General features: G+C 61.7%; 26 protein-coding genes and 1 pseudogene. 25 read left to right on the forward strand and 2 right to left on the reverse strand.

Annotated elements, in window-relative coordinates:
• Positions 1–130 precede the first annotated feature (130 nt).
• From ABNX41_RS12470 to ABNX41_RS12560, 19 genes and pseudogenes are all read left to right on the forward strand, one after another.
• Positions 131–736 carry an AAA family ATPase gene (locus ABNX41_RS12470; RefSeq protein WP_438670054.1) on the forward strand — a complete coding sequence of 202 codons (606 nt, stop codon included), beginning with the start codon at positions 131–133 and terminating at the stop codon, positions 734–736.
• Positions 737–1,207: 471 nt separating this feature from the next.
• On the forward strand, positions 1,208–1,423 hold the full coding sequence (locus ABNX41_RS12475; protein WP_438670055.1) for a hypothetical protein: 216 nt from the start codon (positions 1,208–1,210) through the stop codon (positions 1,421–1,423).
• Positions 1,424–1,899: 476 nt separating this feature from the next.
• On the forward strand, positions 1,900–2,280 hold the full coding sequence (locus tag ABNX41_RS12480) for an antitoxin Xre/MbcA/ParS toxin-binding domain-containing protein (protein ID WP_438670056.1): 381 nt from the start codon (positions 1,900–1,902) through the stop codon (positions 2,278–2,280).
• Positions 2,240–3,016, forward strand: a complete 777-nt coding sequence (locus ABNX41_RS12485) for an RES family NAD+ phosphorylase (RefSeq protein ID WP_438670057.1) — start codon at positions 2,240–2,242, stop codon at positions 3,014–3,016. The genes ABNX41_RS12480 and ABNX41_RS12485 overlap by 41 nt, the downstream gene beginning before the upstream one ends.
• Positions 3,017–3,146: 130 nt before the next feature.
• On the forward strand, positions 3,147–3,902 hold the full coding sequence (locus ABNX41_RS12490) for a DUF5131 family protein (RefSeq protein WP_438670058.1): 756 nt from the start codon (positions 3,147–3,149) through the stop codon (positions 3,900–3,902).
• Positions 3,899–4,777 (forward strand): three-Cys-motif partner protein TcmP, encoded by an 879-nt coding sequence (gene tcmP, locus ABNX41_RS12495; protein ID WP_438670059.1) that lies wholly within the window; start codon positions 3,899–3,901, stop codon positions 4,775–4,777. The genes ABNX41_RS12490 and tcmP overlap by 4 nt, the downstream gene beginning before the upstream one ends.
• Positions 4,774–4,908: a hypothetical protein gene (locus tag ABNX41_RS12500; protein ID WP_438670060.1), complete on the forward strand. Its 135-nt coding sequence runs from the start codon at positions 4,774–4,776 to the stop codon at positions 4,906–4,908. Before tcmP ends, ABNX41_RS12500 begins: the two co-directional genes overlap by 4 nt.
• Positions 4,909–5,181: 273 nt before the next feature.
• Positions 5,182–5,478: pseudogene (locus ABNX41_RS12505) on the forward strand (DUF5677 domain-containing protein); the annotation flags it as partial.
• A gap of 77 nt (positions 5,479–5,555) precedes the next feature.
• Positions 5,556–6,662, forward strand: coding sequence for a PriCT-2 domain-containing protein (locus ABNX41_RS12510; RefSeq protein WP_438670061.1), 1,107 nt, complete (start codon positions 5,556–5,558; stop codon positions 6,660–6,662).
• Positions 6,563–7,588 carry an AAA family ATPase gene (locus ABNX41_RS12515; protein ID WP_438670062.1) on the forward strand — a complete coding sequence of 342 codons (1,026 nt, stop codon included), beginning with the start codon at positions 6,563–6,565 and terminating at the stop codon, positions 7,586–7,588. Before ABNX41_RS12510 ends, ABNX41_RS12515 begins: the two co-directional genes overlap by 100 nt.
• Positions 7,589–7,967: 379 nt before the next feature.
• A complete protein-coding gene (locus tag ABNX41_RS12520) occupies positions 7,968–8,930 on the forward strand; it encodes a hypothetical protein (RefSeq protein WP_438670063.1) in 963 nt (320 codons plus the stop codon).
• Positions 8,927–9,475: a hypothetical protein gene (locus ABNX41_RS12525; protein ID WP_438670064.1), complete on the forward strand. Its 549-nt coding sequence runs from the start codon at positions 8,927–8,929 to the stop codon at positions 9,473–9,475. Before ABNX41_RS12520 ends, ABNX41_RS12525 begins: the two co-directional genes overlap by 4 nt.
• 162 nt (positions 9,476–9,637) lie before the next feature.
• Complete coding sequence (locus ABNX41_RS12530) at positions 9,638–10,378, forward strand: hypothetical protein (RefSeq protein ID WP_438670065.1); 741 nt, start codon at positions 9,638–9,640, stop codon at positions 10,376–10,378.
• A gap of 32 nt (positions 10,379–10,410) precedes the next feature.
• The gene (locus ABNX41_RS12535; protein WP_438670066.1) at positions 10,411–10,845 is read left to right on the forward strand and encodes a DUF5681 domain-containing protein; all 435 of its coding nucleotides are present in this window, start codon (positions 10,411–10,413) and stop codon (positions 10,843–10,845) included.
• Positions 10,845–11,252, forward strand: a complete 408-nt coding sequence (locus ABNX41_RS12540) for a hypothetical protein (protein WP_438670067.1) — start codon at positions 10,845–10,847, stop codon at positions 11,250–11,252. The genes ABNX41_RS12535 and ABNX41_RS12540 overlap by 1 nt, the downstream gene beginning before the upstream one ends.
• Entirely contained in the window at positions 11,249–11,416 is a 168-nt protein-coding gene (locus ABNX41_RS12545; RefSeq protein WP_438670068.1) for a hypothetical protein, read from the forward strand. Before ABNX41_RS12540 ends, ABNX41_RS12545 begins: the two co-directional genes overlap by 4 nt.
• A gap of 6 nt (positions 11,417–11,422) precedes the next feature.
• Positions 11,423–11,674: a hypothetical protein gene (locus ABNX41_RS12550; protein WP_438670069.1), complete on the forward strand. Its 252-nt coding sequence runs from the start codon at positions 11,423–11,425 to the stop codon at positions 11,672–11,674.
• Positions 11,675–12,107: 433 nt separating this feature from the next.
• Positions 12,108–12,527, forward strand: a complete 420-nt coding sequence (locus tag ABNX41_RS12555) for a hypothetical protein (protein WP_438670070.1) — start codon at positions 12,108–12,110, stop codon at positions 12,525–12,527.
• A gap of 321 nt (positions 12,528–12,848) precedes the next feature.
• Positions 12,849–14,096, forward strand: a complete 1,248-nt coding sequence (locus ABNX41_RS12560; RefSeq protein WP_438670071.1) for a tyrosine-type recombinase/integrase — start codon at positions 12,849–12,851, stop codon at positions 14,094–14,096.
• On the opposite strand, the gene ABNX41_RS12565 is transcribed toward ABNX41_RS12560, so the two are convergent.
• A complete protein-coding gene (locus ABNX41_RS12565; RefSeq protein ID WP_438670072.1) occupies positions 14,093–14,380 on the reverse strand; it encodes a HigA family addiction module antitoxin in 288 nt (95 codons plus the stop codon). The two genes, ABNX41_RS12560 and ABNX41_RS12565, sit on opposite strands and share 4 nt — an antisense overlap.
• An 11-nt stretch (positions 14,381–14,391) precedes the next feature.
• Positions 14,392–14,673, reverse strand: coding sequence for a type II toxin-antitoxin system RelE/ParE family toxin (locus ABNX41_RS12570; protein WP_438670073.1), 282 nt, complete (start codon positions 14,671–14,673; stop codon positions 14,392–14,394).
• A gap of 227 nt (positions 14,674–14,900) precedes the next feature.
• Here ABNX41_RS12570 and ABNX41_RS12575 point away from each other — a divergent pair, with 227 nt between their 5' ends.
• The 6 genes from ABNX41_RS12575 (at position 14,901) to ABNX41_RS12600 (ending at position 18,904) form a co-directional block, all read left to right on the forward strand.
• Positions 14,901–15,134 (forward strand): helix-turn-helix transcriptional regulator, encoded by a 234-nt coding sequence (locus ABNX41_RS12575; RefSeq protein ID WP_438670074.1) that lies wholly within the window; start codon positions 14,901–14,903, stop codon positions 15,132–15,134.
• Positions 15,135–15,276: 142 nt separating this feature from the next.
• The gene (locus ABNX41_RS12580; protein WP_438670075.1) at positions 15,277–15,594 is read left to right on the forward strand and encodes a hypothetical protein; all 318 of its coding nucleotides are present in this window, start codon (positions 15,277–15,279) and stop codon (positions 15,592–15,594) included.
• Positions 15,591–15,842 (forward strand): hypothetical protein, encoded by a 252-nt coding sequence (locus ABNX41_RS12585; RefSeq protein WP_438670076.1) that lies wholly within the window; start codon positions 15,591–15,593, stop codon positions 15,840–15,842. The genes ABNX41_RS12580 and ABNX41_RS12585 overlap by 4 nt, the downstream gene beginning before the upstream one ends.
• Positions 15,843–16,269: 427 nt before the next feature.
• Entirely contained in the window at positions 16,270–16,629 is a 360-nt protein-coding gene (locus tag ABNX41_RS12590) for a hypothetical protein (protein WP_438670077.1), read from the forward strand.
• Between the two features lie 3 nt (positions 16,630–16,632).
• Positions 16,633–17,139 (forward strand): DNA packaging protein, encoded by a 507-nt coding sequence (locus ABNX41_RS12595; protein ID WP_438670078.1) that lies wholly within the window; start codon positions 16,633–16,635, stop codon positions 17,137–17,139.
• Complete coding sequence (locus ABNX41_RS12600; protein WP_438670079.1) at positions 17,120–18,904, forward strand: phage terminase large subunit family protein; 1,785 nt, start codon at positions 17,120–17,122, stop codon at positions 18,902–18,904. Before ABNX41_RS12595 ends, ABNX41_RS12600 begins: the two co-directional genes overlap by 20 nt.
• Positions 18,905–19,079 lie beyond the last annotated feature (175 nt).

Raw genomic sequence — 19,079 nt, forward strand, 5'->3', positions numbered from 1 at the left:
GATCAGCATCCCGTGCTCGGCCTCCGATAATTATCGAAGGCACAATGGACCCAACCCCCGGTCGGTGGGGTCCCTTTTGGACGCCGATCACCCCAGAAGCGGGGTCCTTATTCCACGCCGGTCAACAGACATGGGCCTTGTAGTGGCCGCCGCCCGTGCTCTAACGAAATGGGGCGCGGCCGTGGTGCTGGTGCATCACGACACAAAGGACGGGGCGCAGGGCCTGCCGCGTGGCCATTCCATCCTGAACGGCGCGCTGGATATGTCGCTGCATTTGACCCGCGACGGCAACGTGGTGCGGGGCCGCCCGGCCAAGAACCGCAACGGCAGCGCCGACGTTGATCTGGCCTTCACCATCGCCACCCGCGTTCTGGGCGAGGATGAAGACGGGGACGAAATCCGTGCCGCCTTCGCCCGCGATCTGGAACCGGGTGACGTGGAGCCCCGGACCCGATTCACCAAGGGCGAGGCGGCCGTGCTCGATACGCTGCACGAGCTTGGCGAGGGGCAGCCTGTGCCGGAGGCGGACTTGCGCGCGGCATGTATCGACGGCCGCAGGGTCTCGCAGTCCGACGTGGCGGACAACCGGCGGCGCTCCGTAGAGAACGCTTTGAAAGGTCTGATCGCCAAGGGCGTGCTGATATTCGCGGGCGGCCTTTACCAGAGGACAGATTCCCGCGACCGGATTACCGAGAAATTTGCGGATGACGAGGAGGATGGCGCGTGTCTAGTCTGACGGGGAAACAACCGATGGCACACGGTAGCGAGGTTTCCACGGGGCGCGGCCTTTCTCAGCGCTATAATGTGCTCCAACGGTCGATGGGGCTCGGAAATTCCGGAAAAACTCGGAATTTTCTGGAAAGTTTCCGGGGCAGATCGTCGGGAGGAACCCGGAAAATCCGGAAAGGGGTCTTAAGACCTTTCCGGCTTTCCGGCTCCGCGATGCCTTCGCTATTGGATTTGTCGGCCATGCGCGACCAGTGGGAAAGATGGTGCTTCGGCGCGTCCCGAGAAATTTCCGCAAAAGATGGGCTTTGGTGCATTTGAGAACGGTGGAGACCCGGGGCTCCGCGCACCCCCCGGTCGCCACCCCCCGCAGGAGGGACCCGGAGCGACCATCAACCAATGGCACATTGAGCCGGGATACTCGGCAACACGCAGGCCCGGCTTCCCGTATCGCGCCTCGCCTCCCCGGTGGAGATGCGCCGTGTCTCCTGCATCCGCCCGGCACAGGGACCGGCCACCCGGCACCGGCTTGTCGCCGCATCGCATCGGCCACCTGCCGCTCGACCCGGGCCGCGCCCCTGCCGTCCTCGACCGCCTGCCGATCAATCTGGCCCGCCCGATCTACGCAGACGGAATCGCCGCCGAGGGGCACGACCATGCCGCCCGGCTCGTCCTATGCCCGAGGCGACTTTTCTGATATGATCCGCTTAGGAGAACCCGCCATGCACGACCCGACAAACCTTGCCTCGCTCGATTTGCGATCCTTTGATCCGGTGCCCCGGCCGAAGCGGCAAGCGAGCGCGCGACCGGCATCGGCTGTCCCGCGCCCGAAGCAGGCCGCAGCGCCCGCACATAAGCCCGTCACGGCCCGACTCGAACCCGCAGTGCTTCGGTCGATCCGGCCGAGGTGGTAGCCCTGCAAGCCGAGCTAGCGGCCCTGCGTGCCGAGGTGCAGGCAATGCGCGATGCCCCGGCCACAGAGGCCCGCCGCAAGGCGCTGGCAGAGGCATGGGTGGCCGATCTGGCATGGCGTGGCCGGGAGGGCGGACGGGGGCTCTAGCAGCCTCTGCCGCACTCCTGCGGCCACGCTCTGCGGTGGCCAAATATCTTGGCGATTTAACCTTTCCACAGGAACTTTCCTGCACTATGTTTTCCACAGGAAAGAAGGTTGTCATGCTGAATGCTCACAGACACGCCACCGCGCCGGATCGCGGGGCAGTCCTGACCAAAGCCGCTATCCGGGCCGCCGAACGGCTCGACATCTCTGGTCGCCTTTTGGCCGAGGTGCTTGGCGTCTCCGAGGCGCAGGTTTCCCGCTTCAGGAACGGGGAGGCCGCCCTTGCCGACCACAGCAAGCCGTTCGAGCTTGCCGGGCTTCTGGTGCGTGCCTTCCGCTCGCTGGACGCGATCACGGGCGGGGATGAAGGCGTTGCCCGCGCGTGGCTGACTGCACCCAATACTGCCCTCGGCGCGCGCCCCGCCGAGCGGATCGCTTCTGCCCAAGGACTCGTTGATGTCGTCACCTATCTGGACGCTCGACGCGCTCCGCTCTGAAGCACGGCCCCTTGAAAGCGCGGCGTGGCGACTGGTCGAAGCGCAGCACCGTGTTTCGACGCTGAAGCTCGTGGACAGCCTCGGCGAGCAAGACGTGCTCGAATCCATTCTGGACGAGACCAAGCCGCCGGTGCCGCCCGAGTGCCGCCATCTCGACTATCTGCTTTCGACGCCGTTCCGTTATCGCCCCTATCCGCACGGATCGCGCTTCCGCCGGGCCGGAATCACGCCGGGCGTCTGGTATGGCGCGGAGCGGCCCGAGACTGCGGCCGCCGAGATGGTGTTTTATCGCTTCCTCTTCTACGCCGAGAGTCCGGAGACACCGTTCCCGGATGATGCCGCCGAATACACCGCCTTCTCGGTTGATCTGGCGGCCCCCGTGGCCCTTGATCTGACCACGGGCGCACTGGCGGGTGATGCCGCTCGATGGCTGCACCTGACCTATTATGAACCCTGCCAGAGCCTCGCGGAGACTGCGCGTGAGATCGGAGCGGAAGTCATCCGCTATGCTTCCGTGCGCGATCCGGCACATGGGACGAATTTCGCGGTGCTGACCTGCCGGGCGTTCCGCAGTCCTGCGCCGGTCGAACGGCAGACATGGCGCATTCGTATAAACCGAACCGGCGGGCAGGCCGTCCGCGAGCATCCGCGCCTCGGGATCGAGTTCCCGCCCGGATCGTTTGCCGATGACCCGCGCCTCGCAGGCATGGTCTGGGATCGGCCGAGGACGCGGTGATCCGCGTGAGAGCGCTTGAGTGGTGGCAGAAAGCCGATGCTGCGGGCGTGGAAGAGGTGAAGGTCAGTGCAAATTTCGTTCCCTTTCTGTGCCGCTTGTCCTAGAGTTATCCACAAAAGGACCGAGCAGCATGGCCCAGAAATCTGAAATCGAATGGACGGATGCGACGTGGAACCCGGTTACGGGTTGCACCAAGATCGGCCCGGGTTGCGACAACTGCTATGCTGCGCGGTTCGCCGAGCGGTGGCGTGGCATTCCCGGGCACCCATATGAACAGGGCTTCGACCTGCGCCTCTGGCCTTCCCGCCTGCGGCAGCCTTCCCTCTGGAAAAAGCCACGCATGATCTTCGTAAACTCCATGAGTGACCTTTTCCACAAGGAGGTTGATCGGGAGCATATCGACAAAGTGTTTGACACGATGGAGTCCGCCAACTGGCACGTCTATCAAGTTCTCACCAAACGCTCCTCGCTAATGCGCAACTATGTCAGGCGGCGATATGAGGGGGGCCGGGTCCCATCTCATATCTGGCTCGGTGTTTCTGTTGAGGATGCCGCGCACAAGGCTCGGATCGAGCACCTTCGGCAAATCAATTCTGAGGCCCGCTTCATATCGTTCGAGCCGCTGCTTGGCCCCGTAGGCCCGGTCGATCTGACCGGGATCGCGTGGGCAATCGTTGGCGGCGAGAGTGGCCCGAAGGCACGGCCGATGTTGCCTGAATGGGCAACCGAACTACGCCTCGCCTGCGAACGATTTGGAGTTGCGTTCTTCTTCAAGCAATGGGGTGGAGCCCGTCCCAAATCCGGCGGGCGTCTGCTGGAAGGCGAGGAATGGAATGGATTTCCGTGGCAGATTGTGCCTGAGGCGATCATGGCCGAGCTTGCATGAAGAAGAACCACCGCGAGAATACTGTTGGACCTTGGGCTGCCGCCAAGCTGGACGCTCTGGAAGCATATCTGAATTTCTATGGAACGGCGCTAAGCAAGCAGCCGTTCACCCGTGTCTATATTGATGCTTTTGCCGGTGCTTGTGTAACAAAAGTGCGTGGGAGCGACTCCGCGAGCGAGCCAAGCCCATTCTTCGACGAGCCCGCCGATACAGAGGCACAGGCAGAATTCATCTTAGGCTCCCCCGTTCGGGCATTGAATGCTCCACACGGATTTCATCAGCACTATTTCTTTGACCTCGACGCGACGCGAGCGGAGACGCTGCGGACAGTTTCGGAAGGGCGAGGTGGGGTAACGGTCCGAGTCGGAGACTGTAACCCGCTCATACGGGACCTTACGCCATCGCTGCGGGCAAGAAACGTGCGCGGGGTGGCCTTTCTGGACCCTTACGGAGCCCATTTGGAATGGGCGACTCTTGAGGCCCTGGCGTCAACCGGGACGATGGAGGTCGTGCTGAACTTCCCCGTGGCAATGGCGATCAACCGGCTAATCACACGCTCCGGTGTTGTGCCCGAGCGGTGGAGTGAGCAGTTGACGGCCTGCTTTGGCACAGATGAATGGCATAGTGTAGCTTACAGCCGCCAAACCGATCTTTTCGGAAATGAGGTTGTGACGAAGAACGGAGGAGTGGCCGAGCGATTGCTTGACCTCTACATCGGGAGGCTGAAGGCTCTTTTCCCGCACGTCGCGACACCGCGTCTGATCCGAAACACCCGAAATACACCGCTATACTATCTGATTTGGGCCGGGCCGAACAAGCTTGGTCTAAAAGGTGCTGACTACATTCTGCGGCAGGGGGAGAAGGTCGCTAGATGACACAGATCAATGCGCAGGTTGTGGTGCCGGAGCCGCTGATTGCGAAGTTCTCGGCCAGCATCCGCACGGACATCGTGACGCTTGAGAGCTTCTTGGGCGACCTGCGGCTTCTGGCCCCGGGTGCCATTTAGCACAGATCATGGAGGCGTAGGTTGTCAAAGAACGCGGATTTCCTGAATAGCCTCAACGAAATCACCCTTGAGGCAATCGAAAAATCTACAACGGAGCATGATTTCTCCGAAGAACAAGTGCAGGAGCTTGTGGATAACGTTCTAGAAAATGGGCACCACCAACTTCTGTCAGATTTAAAATCTCAAGCGCCGCAGATGCTTGCCAGACTCAAGGAGGACAACGCAGCTTTTCGGGGGCGGTGCTATGAGCGTTGGCGTGAGCCAATGGATTTGATGTGGACGCTTTGGGTGATCGCTCAGGAAGTCACCGAAGCGCACGCGCACGCGGGTCCCCGAGATGCCGATCCGCTTGTTTTCGATACGCTCGCACATTTGAACCCGAAGGCGCTTCTTGTCACCAGCGAGATACTCTGCCTGCTTGAAGGCGGCTTCGCAGATGGTGCGTTAGCGCGCTGGCGCTCGCTGCATGAAACTGGCGTGATTGCAATGTTCATACGAAAACACGGCAGCACTGTCGCGCGCGACTACCGCTTGTCAGTTTGGTTTGATAACCACAAAGCGGCCAAAGCGCTGAACCTTGTTGCCGATAGGGCAGGTATTCCGGCGTTTTCCGACGAGGAGTTTCCCGCTGGCTCCTTTGGAAAGAGGTGCAGCAATCGGGGAAGAAACCCCTCAAGGTTCCGCATTACGTTAACGGCAACACGCGCGGCGAAACCGACACGCCCGAGGATTGGGCGCAGCTTGCCAGCTATGATGACGCCAAGGTTGCGCTCGCCCAGCGCGGCGAGGAATGGGGCTTGGCATTCGCGCTTGGTCCCGATGGAAGCGGCGGGCATTGGCAGGGTATCGACCTTGACGATATTGAGTCCAAGGGTCTTGGCAGCCTCGCTAATCGCTGGGCGAAAGACGACCTCCACGATTGGGGCCATGTCGAGGTCAGCCCAAGCGGGACCGGGGCGCATGTAATCGGCTACGGCAGGCAGTTCGCAACCCTCGGCTCCAATGCCAGTGGGATCGAAGCCTATGCGTCGGGTCGGTTCTTCACCGTCACGGAGCGCGAGGTACGAAATGACAGTCCCGGCCACCTGATTGACCTTGCCGACTATGTCGAACGCGAGCTTGCTCCCCGACACGGTGTCGCGCGAACTGCACCCGCCACCGCCGGGCCGGTGGAGGTCATGCAGGTTGACGCCAAGACGGTGACGGAACTGCGGTCTGCGCTCATGCACATGCGCTCGGACGACTATCACCTCTGGATTCGCATGGGGCTTGCGCTGCGAGAGCTTGGCGAAACAGGCCGCGGTCTCTGGCTGAACTGGTCCGCCACCTCGGAGAAGTTCGACCCGAAACAGGCGGCCAAGAAATGGGATACGTTTGCGCCGACTGGCACGGGGTATCAGGCGGTGTTTGCAGAGGCGCAGGCGGCAGGATGGGTGAACCCCGCCAGCAGCGCGGCGCAGCTTCCCGTCGCCGCATCGCAGCAGCAGCCTGCGGAGACCCCGGAGCAAATGCTGGCTCGCATGAACGTGGACTGGACTGGCGACGATGACGCCGAGGTGCCCGACATTGTTGAGGGGATGGTCGCTGACGAGGACGTGACGCTGCTCGGCGGGCATGGTGGCGTCGGCAAGTCATTCCTTGCCTTGCAGATGGCGTGCGCGGTGGCGCTTGGCGAAACCGTCCTTGGTTGCGGCACCCGGCGGTCGCGGGTGCTCTACTATTCTATTCGGCAGAGGACGGGCGGAAGCGCCTGAAGCGCCGCCTGCGCCGGGTCACTGAAACCTTCGACTACGACCCGGAGGGTCTGCGGGGCAACCTGCTCGTGCTGGACGCCAGCGAGCTTGAACCGCTCTACGGCGAGGAAGTGAGGGACGTGTCCGCGACCAGCAAGCCACAGATGATGAAGCACCTCGGCGACACTTCGACGTTCCGCAGCTTGCAGGCGATGGTTGCTGCCTTTGATCCTCAGCTTGTCATCGTTGACGGCGCGTCCGATACCTTTGACGGGAACGAGATTGCCCGCCGCGAGGTGCGTGCCTTCATCAAGCTGTTGCGGCAGGTCCACCCGACCGGCAAGATCGGCGTGCTGCTGATGGTCCACATCGACCGCGCCAGCGCACGGGGCTATTCGTCCAACGATGATGGCTATGCGGGCAATGCCCAGTGGCACAACTCCTGCCGCCGACGGATGTATCTGCAACAGAAGGTCGAGAAGGACGATGATGACGGTTCGGTCATCAGCGATACCTTCCTGCTTCGGGTGATGAAGAACCAAGACGGGAAGCCGGTGCCCGACATGGAGCTGATGCGCGGAGAATTCGGCCTGTGGCAACGTGCCGTCGAGTATTCCGGGCAGCTTGCGCAGGGTGTCGGCCCTGAGAACCCTGCCGAGACGCTGGCACGGCTCATTCAGGAGTATTACGACCGGGGCCAGTTCATCAGTGCCTCGCTGGCTGCGAACGCGCCTACCGGCGTGCACGCGACCCTTTCCGGCGACCCCGGCTGGCCCCGCAGGCTGCGGAAGGCAAAGCAGACGAACGAGGTGCTGCGCGACATGGAACGCGACGGCATCCTTGGCAAGGAACCTTATCAGCGACCGAACCGGAGCTGGGCGGAACGCTGGAAGGTCACGCGCGATCCGAGCAAGCCTTTCGAGCAGGTGGCACACAGTGGCACATAGTGCACCGTGTGCCACTGTGTGCACACTGTGCCGTGTCCCGGCACACAGTGTGCGGGGGTATATAGGGGGGACACTGTGCAGTGCCGCCGTGTGCCGCCCCTACACGCGGGCCAGTGCCCGTGCCCGCGTGTAACGCTCGCCCGCAGCCCAGCCGCCCTGTGCCGCCGAATAGGTCGAGCCGTTGACGGTTGTTCAACCAGCCATCGCCCGGAACATGCTGGAACTGTTCAGTTCAGGCGTGTGGGGTTCGGGGCGGGCAAGCCTATCGTTAGCCCCAATCATTTCAAAGTTGAACGGCCACCTTCGCAGGCAACTAAACAGAAAGCTTGCGCCATGACGAAATTCATGCACCTCTAGGGTTTCAACGTGGAATGAGACTATGCCAGAAATTGGAATAAAGATATATAAACTGTCCCTCTATGAGCATCATCGCGTCGTAAACTTCGGCACGCAGGGTCTTGGTGAGGAACCTGAAAGGTTCATCAGAGCCACGTTTGGTCAAGCAGTGATGTTCAATGATGCTGGGCGTCAACGAACATACAGGGCGGAGCCGATACAGGACGGCGATGATTACTTCCATGGGCTTCTGAGATACGGAATTTACGGCATCGCCAGCACAATAAATGTAGGTATGATGGCTGAGCAGGATCGAGAAAATGACGAAAACCCAGATGAAAGGCCGGAAATTCAAGTCATTCGGCGCGGCGCCTTAGATGTTGAAGAGATACCAATATATTATATGTGCTATTTTCCAGAAAATGAACAGAATGCATATATCGCATTTCAAACTTATCAAACGAGATCATGCGCAATGCTTGTTCTTGGGCATATAGTTCAGGCGTTCAATGCGCAACGTGAGCATTTAAATCAGCGCCTAACAGTTCAAAAAGTTATGTTATCTGGCGAGCAAGATCCTGCGGTGCGCAATGCGCCAGTTAAAGAGATTACTCTCATTCGCAACAGAATGCCTGCTGATCGTTTTGACCGATACCTGAGAGATGGCGTTCGTGAGATTAAGCTCCGCTTGACGATGGCATCAGTCCGTGGCCGATCTCTGGGCCAATATTTGAACATCTTTAACGACTATCGCGCCCGAGCGGGAGACATACTCATATTTGACGGAATAGAGTTTGAGAGAGCGATTGCTCTTGTGGACTTGGGCGGAAAAAGACGGAAAGTAAATTTAGTCGGCTACAACAGTGCCGCCGGATCGATCGACATATCTGATCAGGTTGAGCTGGATGATAATGAGGAATACCCTACAACCGATTCGATGGAGCCAATTTTTCGAGATAGCATTGGAGATATTTCTGAACGGCTTGCGGAGCAGAGACAGAGATGAAGGTAGATGTAACTTGCATCCTTATTGACCAATGGAGGACATTGGGTGGGTCACTACTTGGTTGGATATCTGATGCCTTCTTTTTTCTAGTTATTCCGACATTACTGGCAGTTCTTGCCTCACGCGCGGGCGTGACTTATTCAAATGAAGTTTACGGGTATGCCCTGACTGTATTTTCTATATTTTCTGCGCTCTTGATAACGGCGCAGATTGCGATATTTGGTATGTTCCAGAAGCACGCAGATAAGTTGAAGGAGATTTCTGCATCGGAGGGTAAGCCCGGTTCGATAGCAGCTGTGCGCGCGGCGAAAACAACTGATCGACGAAAAGACAATTTGAAGCAGTTGAATTCTAACATATCATACCTGACGCTACTATCTTGTGTATGCGCCACTACTGTCCTCGCGTTCCTGGCGTTCTCGTTAAATGGAACCTTAGAGACGGTTGTTTCAACGTTCCTTTACAGCCACTTTGCGGTATCCTTGGCTATGGTTCTGAAGCGATTTCACATTGTTTTCGATGATGAGTATCAGCAGAATAGTTAGGATGATCCGAGGAATGTGCCGTTTGGTTTCGTCCCATTTATACCCCATATGATGTTCGGAACTACGCAAGGCATTGGCACACAATAATTTTCCTCGCGGACCTTCGCTGAGAACAGCTACCTTGCAGCCTGTAACAAGCCGCTATCAGGGTTTATCAGCACCATGTCCGACGACATCGACATCCGCGTCTCCGCAGACCTTCACCCTGGCACTGTTCTGGGGCTTGAGGACGTGACCGAGGCAACCGCGCCCTTCGTCTCATCGACGGTGGACGCCTTCCGAAGCGCTTACCAGTTCATCGGCACCATCCATGACGTGCGGGACGCCGCCTTTGCCGACCCGACGCTCACCGAGGCCGCCGCGCTGCTCAAGGCGGACGACTACGCTCGCAGCAAGCTGGCAGGCGTCACCAAGAAGTTCGACACCGCGATGACCCACCTCAAGAACGGCATCGCCTCCATCGAAGCGGAAATGTCGCAGCCGGTGAAGGAACGCGCCTCAGTGATGATCTCCGGGGAGGTGCGGGCGGCGCTCAAGGCCTCCGATAAGCGCACCGAGATTCTGGAACGGGCGCTGGCGGAACAGGATCACGAGGTTCTGTCGGCGGCGCTCGGTGGCCCGCCCATGCTCAGCGGACTGACGAAGGAACAGCACGCCTTCTTCCTGCGCCGCTACAACGAGATGCGCGAACCGGAGAAGTCGGCACGCCTGCGGGCAATGATCGCCGCGCGGGATCACCTGACGCAACGCGCAGGCTCGGTGTTCAAGCAGATGGAGAAGGCCGTTGGCGGCATCCCTGTCCACGACCAGCGCACCGGGCGCGTCGTTCGCGAGATCACGCCGCAGGAGATCCGCGCCAAGCGCGATGCGTCCAGCGCGGTCTATGCCCGCCACGCATCCTGATCCAACCCTGATGAGATCACGGAACGCCCCGCATGACAGAAGCATCCGAAAACACTCTGCCGCCCGGTAGATGGGTTCCGGGCATGAAAAGCCCGCACCCCTCTGGCCGCCCCAAGGGCATCATCGACAAGCGCACGAAAGTGACGCAGGCGCTTATGAACGATGCCCCGGCTGTGACCCGCGTGGTGATCGACGCCGCACTGGGCGGGGACATGCAGGCGGCGAACATCGTCCTGTCCCGCATCGCCCCGCCGATCAAGGCACAGGCGGAACGGGTCCAGTTCGAGTTGACCGACGACGCGCCGCTGTCGGAGCAGGCGCATCAAATCCTTGTCGCTGTCAGCGAGGGCAAATTGGACGCCGAGACCGCCAAGACCCTTATCGGCTGTATGCAGTCGGTGGCGGGCATCCGCGCTGTCGAGGAGTTGGAACAGCGCATCATCACCCTTGAGGCGAAGCAAATCTGATGGGCCACCTCTCTCAACACAACCTTTGGGGTCCGGGCGACAACCGCGTCGTGGCGCTTCCGCCCAGCCCCGGCGACCTGTTTGTCGTGACCACGGTGGGCGGCAAGCTGGCGCTGGTTCATCCGATCGACGAATACGACAAGGCGGTCAGCCTCGCCAACGCCTTCATCCATCGCTGGCGGGGCAGGCCCGTCGCCACGATCAAGGTGCTCAGCCTGACCCTGCAAGAAGCGCAGGCGATGGGCTACCTGCCCGCCAACCTGTCGCAGAACCAGACGCCCGAACAGCGGGCCGAGGCCCGGCAGTTCGTGGTCAGTAACCTCTGGCGGATCATCCGCGACAGCAACGATGCCAAACCTCGCGCCGAGGCACTGGACCTGTTGCGCAGCATGGGAGAACTAAAATGAAGGCGGACGCGAAGGACGCTCACCGGCGTTACGAGGTGACGGTGGACGACATGGAGGCGCTGCGCCAGCGGCATGTCGAGACCATGCAGGACCGGCAGCGCTATGCCGATCTTAACCTGCGCCGGGCGCTGGAAGCGGCTCCGAAGCTGACGGGGCGGGAGTAACCACGCATGGCGAACGTCAGGGGCATGTTGGCGCGGGTTCGGCGGCTGGAAGTTGCCCGCAGCACGGCCTCGCCCATCGCCCGGCTCTACGGGTCGTTCGAGGCCTTTGCCGAGGAAGTGCAGGCCGACATTGACGCCGGGAAGCTGGACCGCACCGACATGCCCGTGGTCCTTGACTGCCTGCGCCGCTGGGAACGCGAAAAGGTGTGGAGCCAGTGGCAGAACACCGGGCACCGCGTCATGGCGCAGAGCCTCTAGAAGAATCGCCTGCCCGTGGTCGTCAAGAACACAGGCAGGTCGCGGGTTCTGATTGCCTTCAGTGCCGCCCGCGCGTCCTAAAGGAAACCGACGGACGATAAACCATCGGAACCAGCAGCGGGGGTAGGTTCCTTTCTCCGGTGCCCTGACGCTGCCAGCACCCTGCCCCTCGGGGCGGGGTGCTATCGTCTAAACCCCCATCGTCATTGAATGAACCCGCCCGGCATGGCAGAGATGACAGGCGGCGCAGTCAATCCTGCCCGTGGGGCGTGGAATCCCCGATGGCACACAGCCGGTCAGGATCACCTTGGCCGGGTGGCCGTCACGCATGTCCAGGGTTCGCCTAAAGGTGATGGCGCCCTGTGCTGTGTGCGGGGATTCCAACACCCGGCTTTGATCCGGGCGGCCTCTCAACAACAGCGAGGGGCAGCCCATGACAGATACGACCACACCGCGCCATCGTAGCCAAATCACCGGCAATGCCGGGCTGAACTATGCCGCATGGCAGCTTTCCCGGCGCGGATGGCACGTCATGCCGACCATCCGCAACGCGAAGGGGTCGGACATGATTGTCACCGATGCCGACGAGACCATGTTCTTCGGGGTCCAGTCCAAGGGGTTCAGCAAGCGGTGGCCGGTGCCGCTCGGTCTGAACCTCGACAGCCTGCGGTCGGATTGGTGGATCATCACGATTCACGCGAACAGCGACAACCCGGTCTGCTACGTCCTGCACATCACTGACGTGCGCAGCCTCGCCACGCAGGACAAGAATGGCGGGCGCTGGTGGCTGGAGCCAAAGGCCTACGACAAGGACGAGTTTCGGGATGCCTGGCACCGCTTGGGGTCGTCGTGACTCATCGGTCGCCCCACGGCTGCTTACGATATGCTTATCAACCGCAAAAGCAGCACTCACCGAGGTCGCCAGACCTTCGGTAAGTAGCTGCTTTTATTGTGATTTTTGGCTCCGGCGGTAGGGATCGAACCTACGACCAATTGATTAACAGTCTATTTTATACCCATAACGAAGCCTAAATATGTAAAACTATCTTTCGGCCACATGGCGCTTGAAACCAAGGATAATTTGCTTCATGTTGGGGACTGTTCCTAACATGGGGTAACGCTTCGTTACACCCGAAAGTGTTACCCCAGCGTTACCCCAGAGGACAAATTGACCATGGCACGAGCGCTGACGACCAAGGCCGTTGAGGCCGCGAAACCCGACCCGGCGAAGCGATACGAAATCCCCGATCCTGCGCTTTCCGGCCTCTATCTTGTGGTGCAGTCCAGCGGCGTGAAATCCTGGGCGCTCCGCTACCGCTTCGGTGGCAAGCCTGCGAAGCTCACCCTCGGACGCTGGCCGCTCATGGGGCTGGCCGAGGCACGGGCGGCGGCATCCGGCGCGCTCGACCGGATCGAACGGGGCAAGAACCCGGCTATCGAGAAGAAGGCGACCAAGGCAGCTAAGATCGAGGCGCAGCTTTCCGAGCGGGACAAGATCAAGACCTTGATCGGCCAATACGCCAAGCGCCATCTCGCCAGCCTGAAATCCGGTGATGTGGTGCGGCGTGAGCTTGACCGCTTCGTGGTGGCGGCATGGGGCGATCGGGACGTTCACGACATTCAGAAGCGCGATGTTATTGACCTTCTCGACGGCATCGCCGACAGCGGGCGCGTGGTGACGGCAAACCGCGTGCGGGCCTATCTGACGAAGTTTCTCAACTGGTGTGTCGAACGGGACATTCTGCCCATGTCTCCGGCAACGGGCGTCAAGCCGGCAGCCAAGGAAACTAGCCGCGACCGGGTGCTGACCGACGACGAAATCCGCTGGTTCTGGGCTGCTTGTGAGGCCGAGGGTTTTCCATGGGGGCCTATGGGCAAGGTGTTGCTGCTTACCGGCCAGAGGTTGAACGAGGTGGCGCAGATCACCGAGGGCGAAATCCGGGGCGATCTGTGGCACCTGTCTGCCGACCGCACGAAGAACGGCAGGGCGCATGACGTGCCACTGTCAGAGGCGGTGCGCGAAGTGCTGGCGAGCGTCGAGCGGATCGCGGGGCGACCGGGCTTCATCTTCACCACGACCGGCAACAGCCCCGTGTCGGGCTTCTTCAAGGCGCGGGCAACGCTGGCCGAGGCCATGGAACTGATCGCGGCGAAGGAAAGGGGCGAGCCTGTCGAAATCCCACGCTGGACCTTCCACGACCTGCGCCGGACGGCGGCGACCGGCATGGCCCGGCTCGGCATCCCTGTGCGCATCACCGAGGCCGTCTTGAACCACGTCTCGGGAACGGGTGGCGGGATTGTCGCGGTTTATCAGCGGCACGACTACGCCGACGAAAAACGGCAGGCGTTGGACGCATGGGCACGGTTTGTCGCGGAATTGATCGAGGGCAAGGCCGGGAATGTGGTGCGACTGCGGGGTTAGGCCGCCAATAGTGGTTGAATGTCCCCCAGATCATCCGGCCCGCTGGTCAGCAAGTCGTAGTGCAGCTGAAGGTTCATCCAGAATTCGGGCGTGGTGCCAAGCGCACGAGCCAGCCGCATCGCTGTGTCGATCGTCATAGAGGTCCTTTCCTCGCACAGGCGTTCAATCCGTGTGCGGGGGACGTGGATATGTTTTGCCAGCTTTCCGGCGCTGATGCCCATTTCGTCAAGGAATTCTGCCCTGAGGATTTCGCCGGGATGGATCGGGACTTGCAGCGTGGTCATGGTGATTCCTGTCAGTGATAATCTACGATTTCGACGTTCTCCGGGCCTTGATCGGTCCACACGAAACAGATGCGCCACTGGCTGTTAATGCGTATCGAATGTTGTCCTTCCCGGTCTCCGTGCAGAGATTCAAGCCGGTTCGCGGGCGGCACCCGAAGGTCATCAAGCACAACGGCAGCCTGCATCATGGCAATCTTGCGAACGGCGATTCGGAATAGGTCAGACGGGAAGCCTTTGCCGGGCTTTCCCGACAAAGCTTGCTCGATCAGCCTGCCCTTGGTGCTTCGTATCATAAGGAAGCATGTATCATGTCGTGATACGCAATGTCAAGGGGCGCCTATCATGCTGCACACTGATTCGCCCTGCACTCATGACGGACCCGGCTCGACCCGCCGAAGGGAATATCCTTTAATTTCAATGACATGCGCGGCGGTGGCCAACCTGCCGCCTGTCCCCGCCTACGCGCCTACAGTCGGCGCGGGTTACCGCTTGTTCGAACACCGAACACGGAGCCCGCGCCATGAGCATCCCCGCACCCATCCCCGCGCATCTTATCACCGCCGCGACTGTTCGCGCACTGTGCGGAGGCGTGGCCGACATGACTCTGTGGCGCTGGCTGAACGACCCTCGCATGAGCTTCCCGCGCCCCGTTTACATTGGAAAACGTCGCTATTTCCGCCGGGATGAAGTCATTCGCTGGCTTGAGAACCTTCGCCCGGAAGCGACGGAGCATGGCGCGAACTGCGCCCGTTGACAGGCTCCGCAAAGCAATGAACCCTATAGAAGTCTCAAGCCTCGAGTCTGTCCCGATGCCGAACGATCAATCCAGCCCCGACCCTAGGGATGCCCTTAGGCCCGATCGGCACCGCCGGGCCTCGGAATTCATTCGCCTATGCTTGTTCCTGGGTGACTGGTCGGATGCGTCGATCGTCCTGTTCGCGCGCCTGACCCGTGGCGAGCGGCTGCTTCTGCTTCTGGCCGTTGCCTACGCCCTAAGCCCGGATGATCGGGACGAGGCTATCCGGGAAATGTTCCGCGATTGCATCCCGGACGTGCCCCCGCCGCCCTTCATGGACCCACTGGCCGATGCGCGGTTCTGGGCCGCCTGCACGACCCGCTGCCATCTTGAAGCAACCGGCGCGGCCGTGATGGAACATCTGCCGCCTGCCCGCAGGGACGCGCTGGCCGACTACGGCAGGGGGTTGCCGCGATGATGCCGACCGACTTCGAGCTTGACCGCGTCCTGACCCTGGACTGGCCGGCGCTTCTGCGGGCAGCGATGTCGCGCCCCTGCGATCCGGCTGCGCGGGGGTTCATCCGCAGCATCAGCCGCCAAGCAAAGAAGGCGGACTGGCGACCGACACCCCGGCAATGGGCATGGATGCGCGCGCTACTGGATGAACACCGGCGCGGATCGCTGGCCGACGATTTCAACCCGTTCGAAGGGGACGCCCCGCCATGATCTTCTGACCGATCATCTTAAATCAAAGAATGGCACCGCCGAGCGCGGTGCATCGGCTGGGCGGTGCGGTTCACGGGTTACGGGGCCCCCAGCTTAAAGCGCCACCGATGGAACGGGCCAAGGCGCAAACTGGCAGGACAATGTTCTGCCAGTGCGGTGAAATTCCGCAGGGGCAGCTATCCCGGCTTCGCCGGTCTCTCCAAGCCCCAAGGCCCCGCTGGCACCCTCAAGCCGACGAACATGGGAGAGCGTCCTGTGCCGGGGGAAAGGCAGGGATGACCTAAGCGGCGGGCGGCTCCGGGTGGGCAGGTCAAGATCGCGGCGGTCAGGGCGGGAGGCGGGTTTTGAACCCCGCCGCGTAACCCGCTTCCTGACCGTCACAACAGGCTCACCAGATGGGCAGATAGGAAAGTAGAAAGGGAAGACGATGAACGGCAACGATAATTGGAAGACCGCGGGCGCGGCCATGCGTGATGGACTGGCCGAAGCTGCCGGGCAGCGCATTACCGAAGCGGAGCGTCGCATCGCAGCAGGATCGCGCGCGGACACCGAAGCGGAAGCTCTGGCCGAACTGGCCCAAGCTGGGGAAGCAAGCGAAGCGGCCGAGCGTATCATCGACGCAGGCATCGAGGCCGGGGAAGCCGAGGTGCGGGCGGCGCTCAGGGCAGCATACCTTCGCGGGCTCTACACCGACGAGCCGCCGCCTGCGGGTCCTCTCGCCGATCAAACGTATGTGGGGCGCGAAAGCCCGTTAATACAATCGCTTACGAGATTTAGAGAGGGGTGAGATTTGCGCATACTGGACGAACTGGCACTGGACGGCGCGCGGCTGCACCGCATCGGCGGGCGTGACCTTTGCGACCTGCTGGGCCTTTCGTCCGGCGCGCTGGCCGATCTCACAAAACGCGGCATCGCGATTCACCTGTCGCATGATGCCTACGATCTGGAAGGCACCGTGAGAAACTATTGTGCCAGCCTGCGTGCTGCGGCCGCTGGCCGGGCCGGTGCAGATGGTGACGGATTCACGCTGGCCGGCCAGCGCGCCCGGCTGGCGAAGGCACAAGCCGAGGCGCAGGAGATGAAGAACCTTGCGCAGCGCGGCGAACTGGTCAGCGCGGCCGAGGTCGAAAGGGCGTGGGCGGACACCCTGCGCAATCTTCGTTCGCAGCTGCTGGCCGTGCCCGGGCGAATCCGCGCCCGCCTCGGGCACCTGACCGCGACCGACACCGCCGTCATCGACCGGGAAATCCGGGACGCGCTGGCCGAGCTTGGGGGCGATGATGCCGACGATAGCTGAAATTCAGCGCAACGCGCTGCGCGCCCTGATCCCGCCGCCGCGCCTGCGGCTGTCGGAATGGATCGAGCGCGAAATCCGCCTGCCCGAGGGCGTCAGCGCCCAGCCCGGCCCGGTGCGCCTCTGGCCGTTCCAGCGCGAGATTGCCGACGCAATCGGGGATCCGCTTGTGGAGCGGGTTAGCCTGGTCAAGCCGGTGCGCGTGGGTTTCACGACGCTGCTGACCAGCGCGCTTGCGGCCTTCGTGGCGAACGATCCCGCGCCGATCCTCTGCCTTCTGCCGGCGGAAGCCGATTGCAGGGATTACATGGTTTCGGACGTGGAACCGATCTTCTCTGCCTCTCCAGCCGTTGCATCCGCCCTTGCGAATGAACGGGACGAGACCGGGCGCAATACCATGCTGTCGCGGCGGTTTGCTGGCGGATCGCTCAAGATCGTGGCGGCGAAAGCCCCGCGGAACCTGCGCCGTCATACTGCCCGCATCCTGTTCATCGACGAGGCGGACGGGATGGACGCCACGGCGGAGGGGAGCCCGATCCTGCTGGCCGAGCGCAGGACTCTGTCGTTCCCTGACCGCACGATCGTTCTCGGATCTACCCCGGTTCATGAGGATACCAGCCATGTCATCCGAGCCTATGCACAATCGGATCAGCGCATTTTCGAGGTGCCTTGCCCGGACTGCGGCGCTCTGACCGAAATTCTGTGGCAGCATATCGAATGGCCAGAAGGCCGGCCCGAAGCGGCATTCTTCCGCTGCCCGCATTGCGGGGAGGCGATCGAAGAACGACACAAGGCGGCCATGGTCGAGGCCGGGTGCTGGCGCGCACTGCGCCCCGATGTTCAGGCGCATGCCGGGTTCAGGCTCAATGCCTTGGTCAGCCTTCACGCGAATGCCGCATGGGGAAAGCTGGCAGTGGAATTCGTCGCGGCGAAGGCCGATCCGACCACGCTGCAAACCTTCGTCAACACAATTCTTGGACAGGGCTGGAAAAGCGACGGCGGCGATGAGCTGGCCGAGGATGAACTTGCGGCGCGCGCCGAGCCCTTCGGGCTGGACGCGGTGCCGGCCGAGGTGCTGGCGATCACGGCCGGGTGCGACGTTCAACATGATCGGCTAGAAATCAGTTTCATCGGCTGGACCGAAGCCGGTGTGCAACTGATCCTCGGGCATAAGGTCATCTGGGGTGCGTGGGATTCACCCGAGGTCTGGCAGGATCTGGACGAGCTTTTGCGGATGCGGTTCCGGCACGATCTTGGCGGCCAGATCGGAATTGACGCGGCGGCGATCGACAGCGGCGATGGCACCAGCCAGGGCGCTGTCATGGCCTTCACCGCACCGCGCTTTGCCCGCAAGGTGATCGCGATCAAGGGCGCGGACGGCAACCGCCCGATCATCGAGCGCGCCGCGCGGGTGAAGCTGCGCGCTCCGCTGTTCATCGTCGGTGTCGATACCGTAAAGGCGCAGCTGTTCGCGCGAGCCGCCCGCCCCGAGCTGCTGCGCTTCTCTACCGATCTGCCGGAACACTGGTTCGGCCAGTTTGCCAGCGAACGCGCCGTGCTTCGCTATCGGCGCGGCCAGCCTGTTCGCGCATGGGAACGCATCGCGGGGAAGCGGGCCGAGGCGCTGGACTGCGCGGTTTATGCCGTCGCTGCCCGTCAGCTGCTTAACCCGGACTGGGACCGGCGGCGTATCGAACTTTCGGGGCAGGCCAGCCCGGCGCGGCCCTCGCAAACCGTTTTCCACTCGCCGTTCATGCAGCGGCGATGATTCAGGACCGGCCCCGCCGTTTGTGGGCGAGTGGGCGAGGCCGGTTCCCGTGGCGATGCGAATGCGTCACGGGGCATAGCAAACCCCCACAGCGCGCGGACCGTTCTCCTGCGGGCGCGGCGCGCATCCGGGCGGGATCGGCCTTTATGACCTTTCGGGCCGGTCTCGCCCGGCA

This window comes from Pseudogemmobacter sonorensis (assembly GCF_042762395.1).
Taxonomy (GTDB): Bacteria; Pseudomonadota; Alphaproteobacteria; order Rhodobacterales; family Rhodobacteraceae; genus Pseudogemmobacter; species Pseudogemmobacter sonorensis.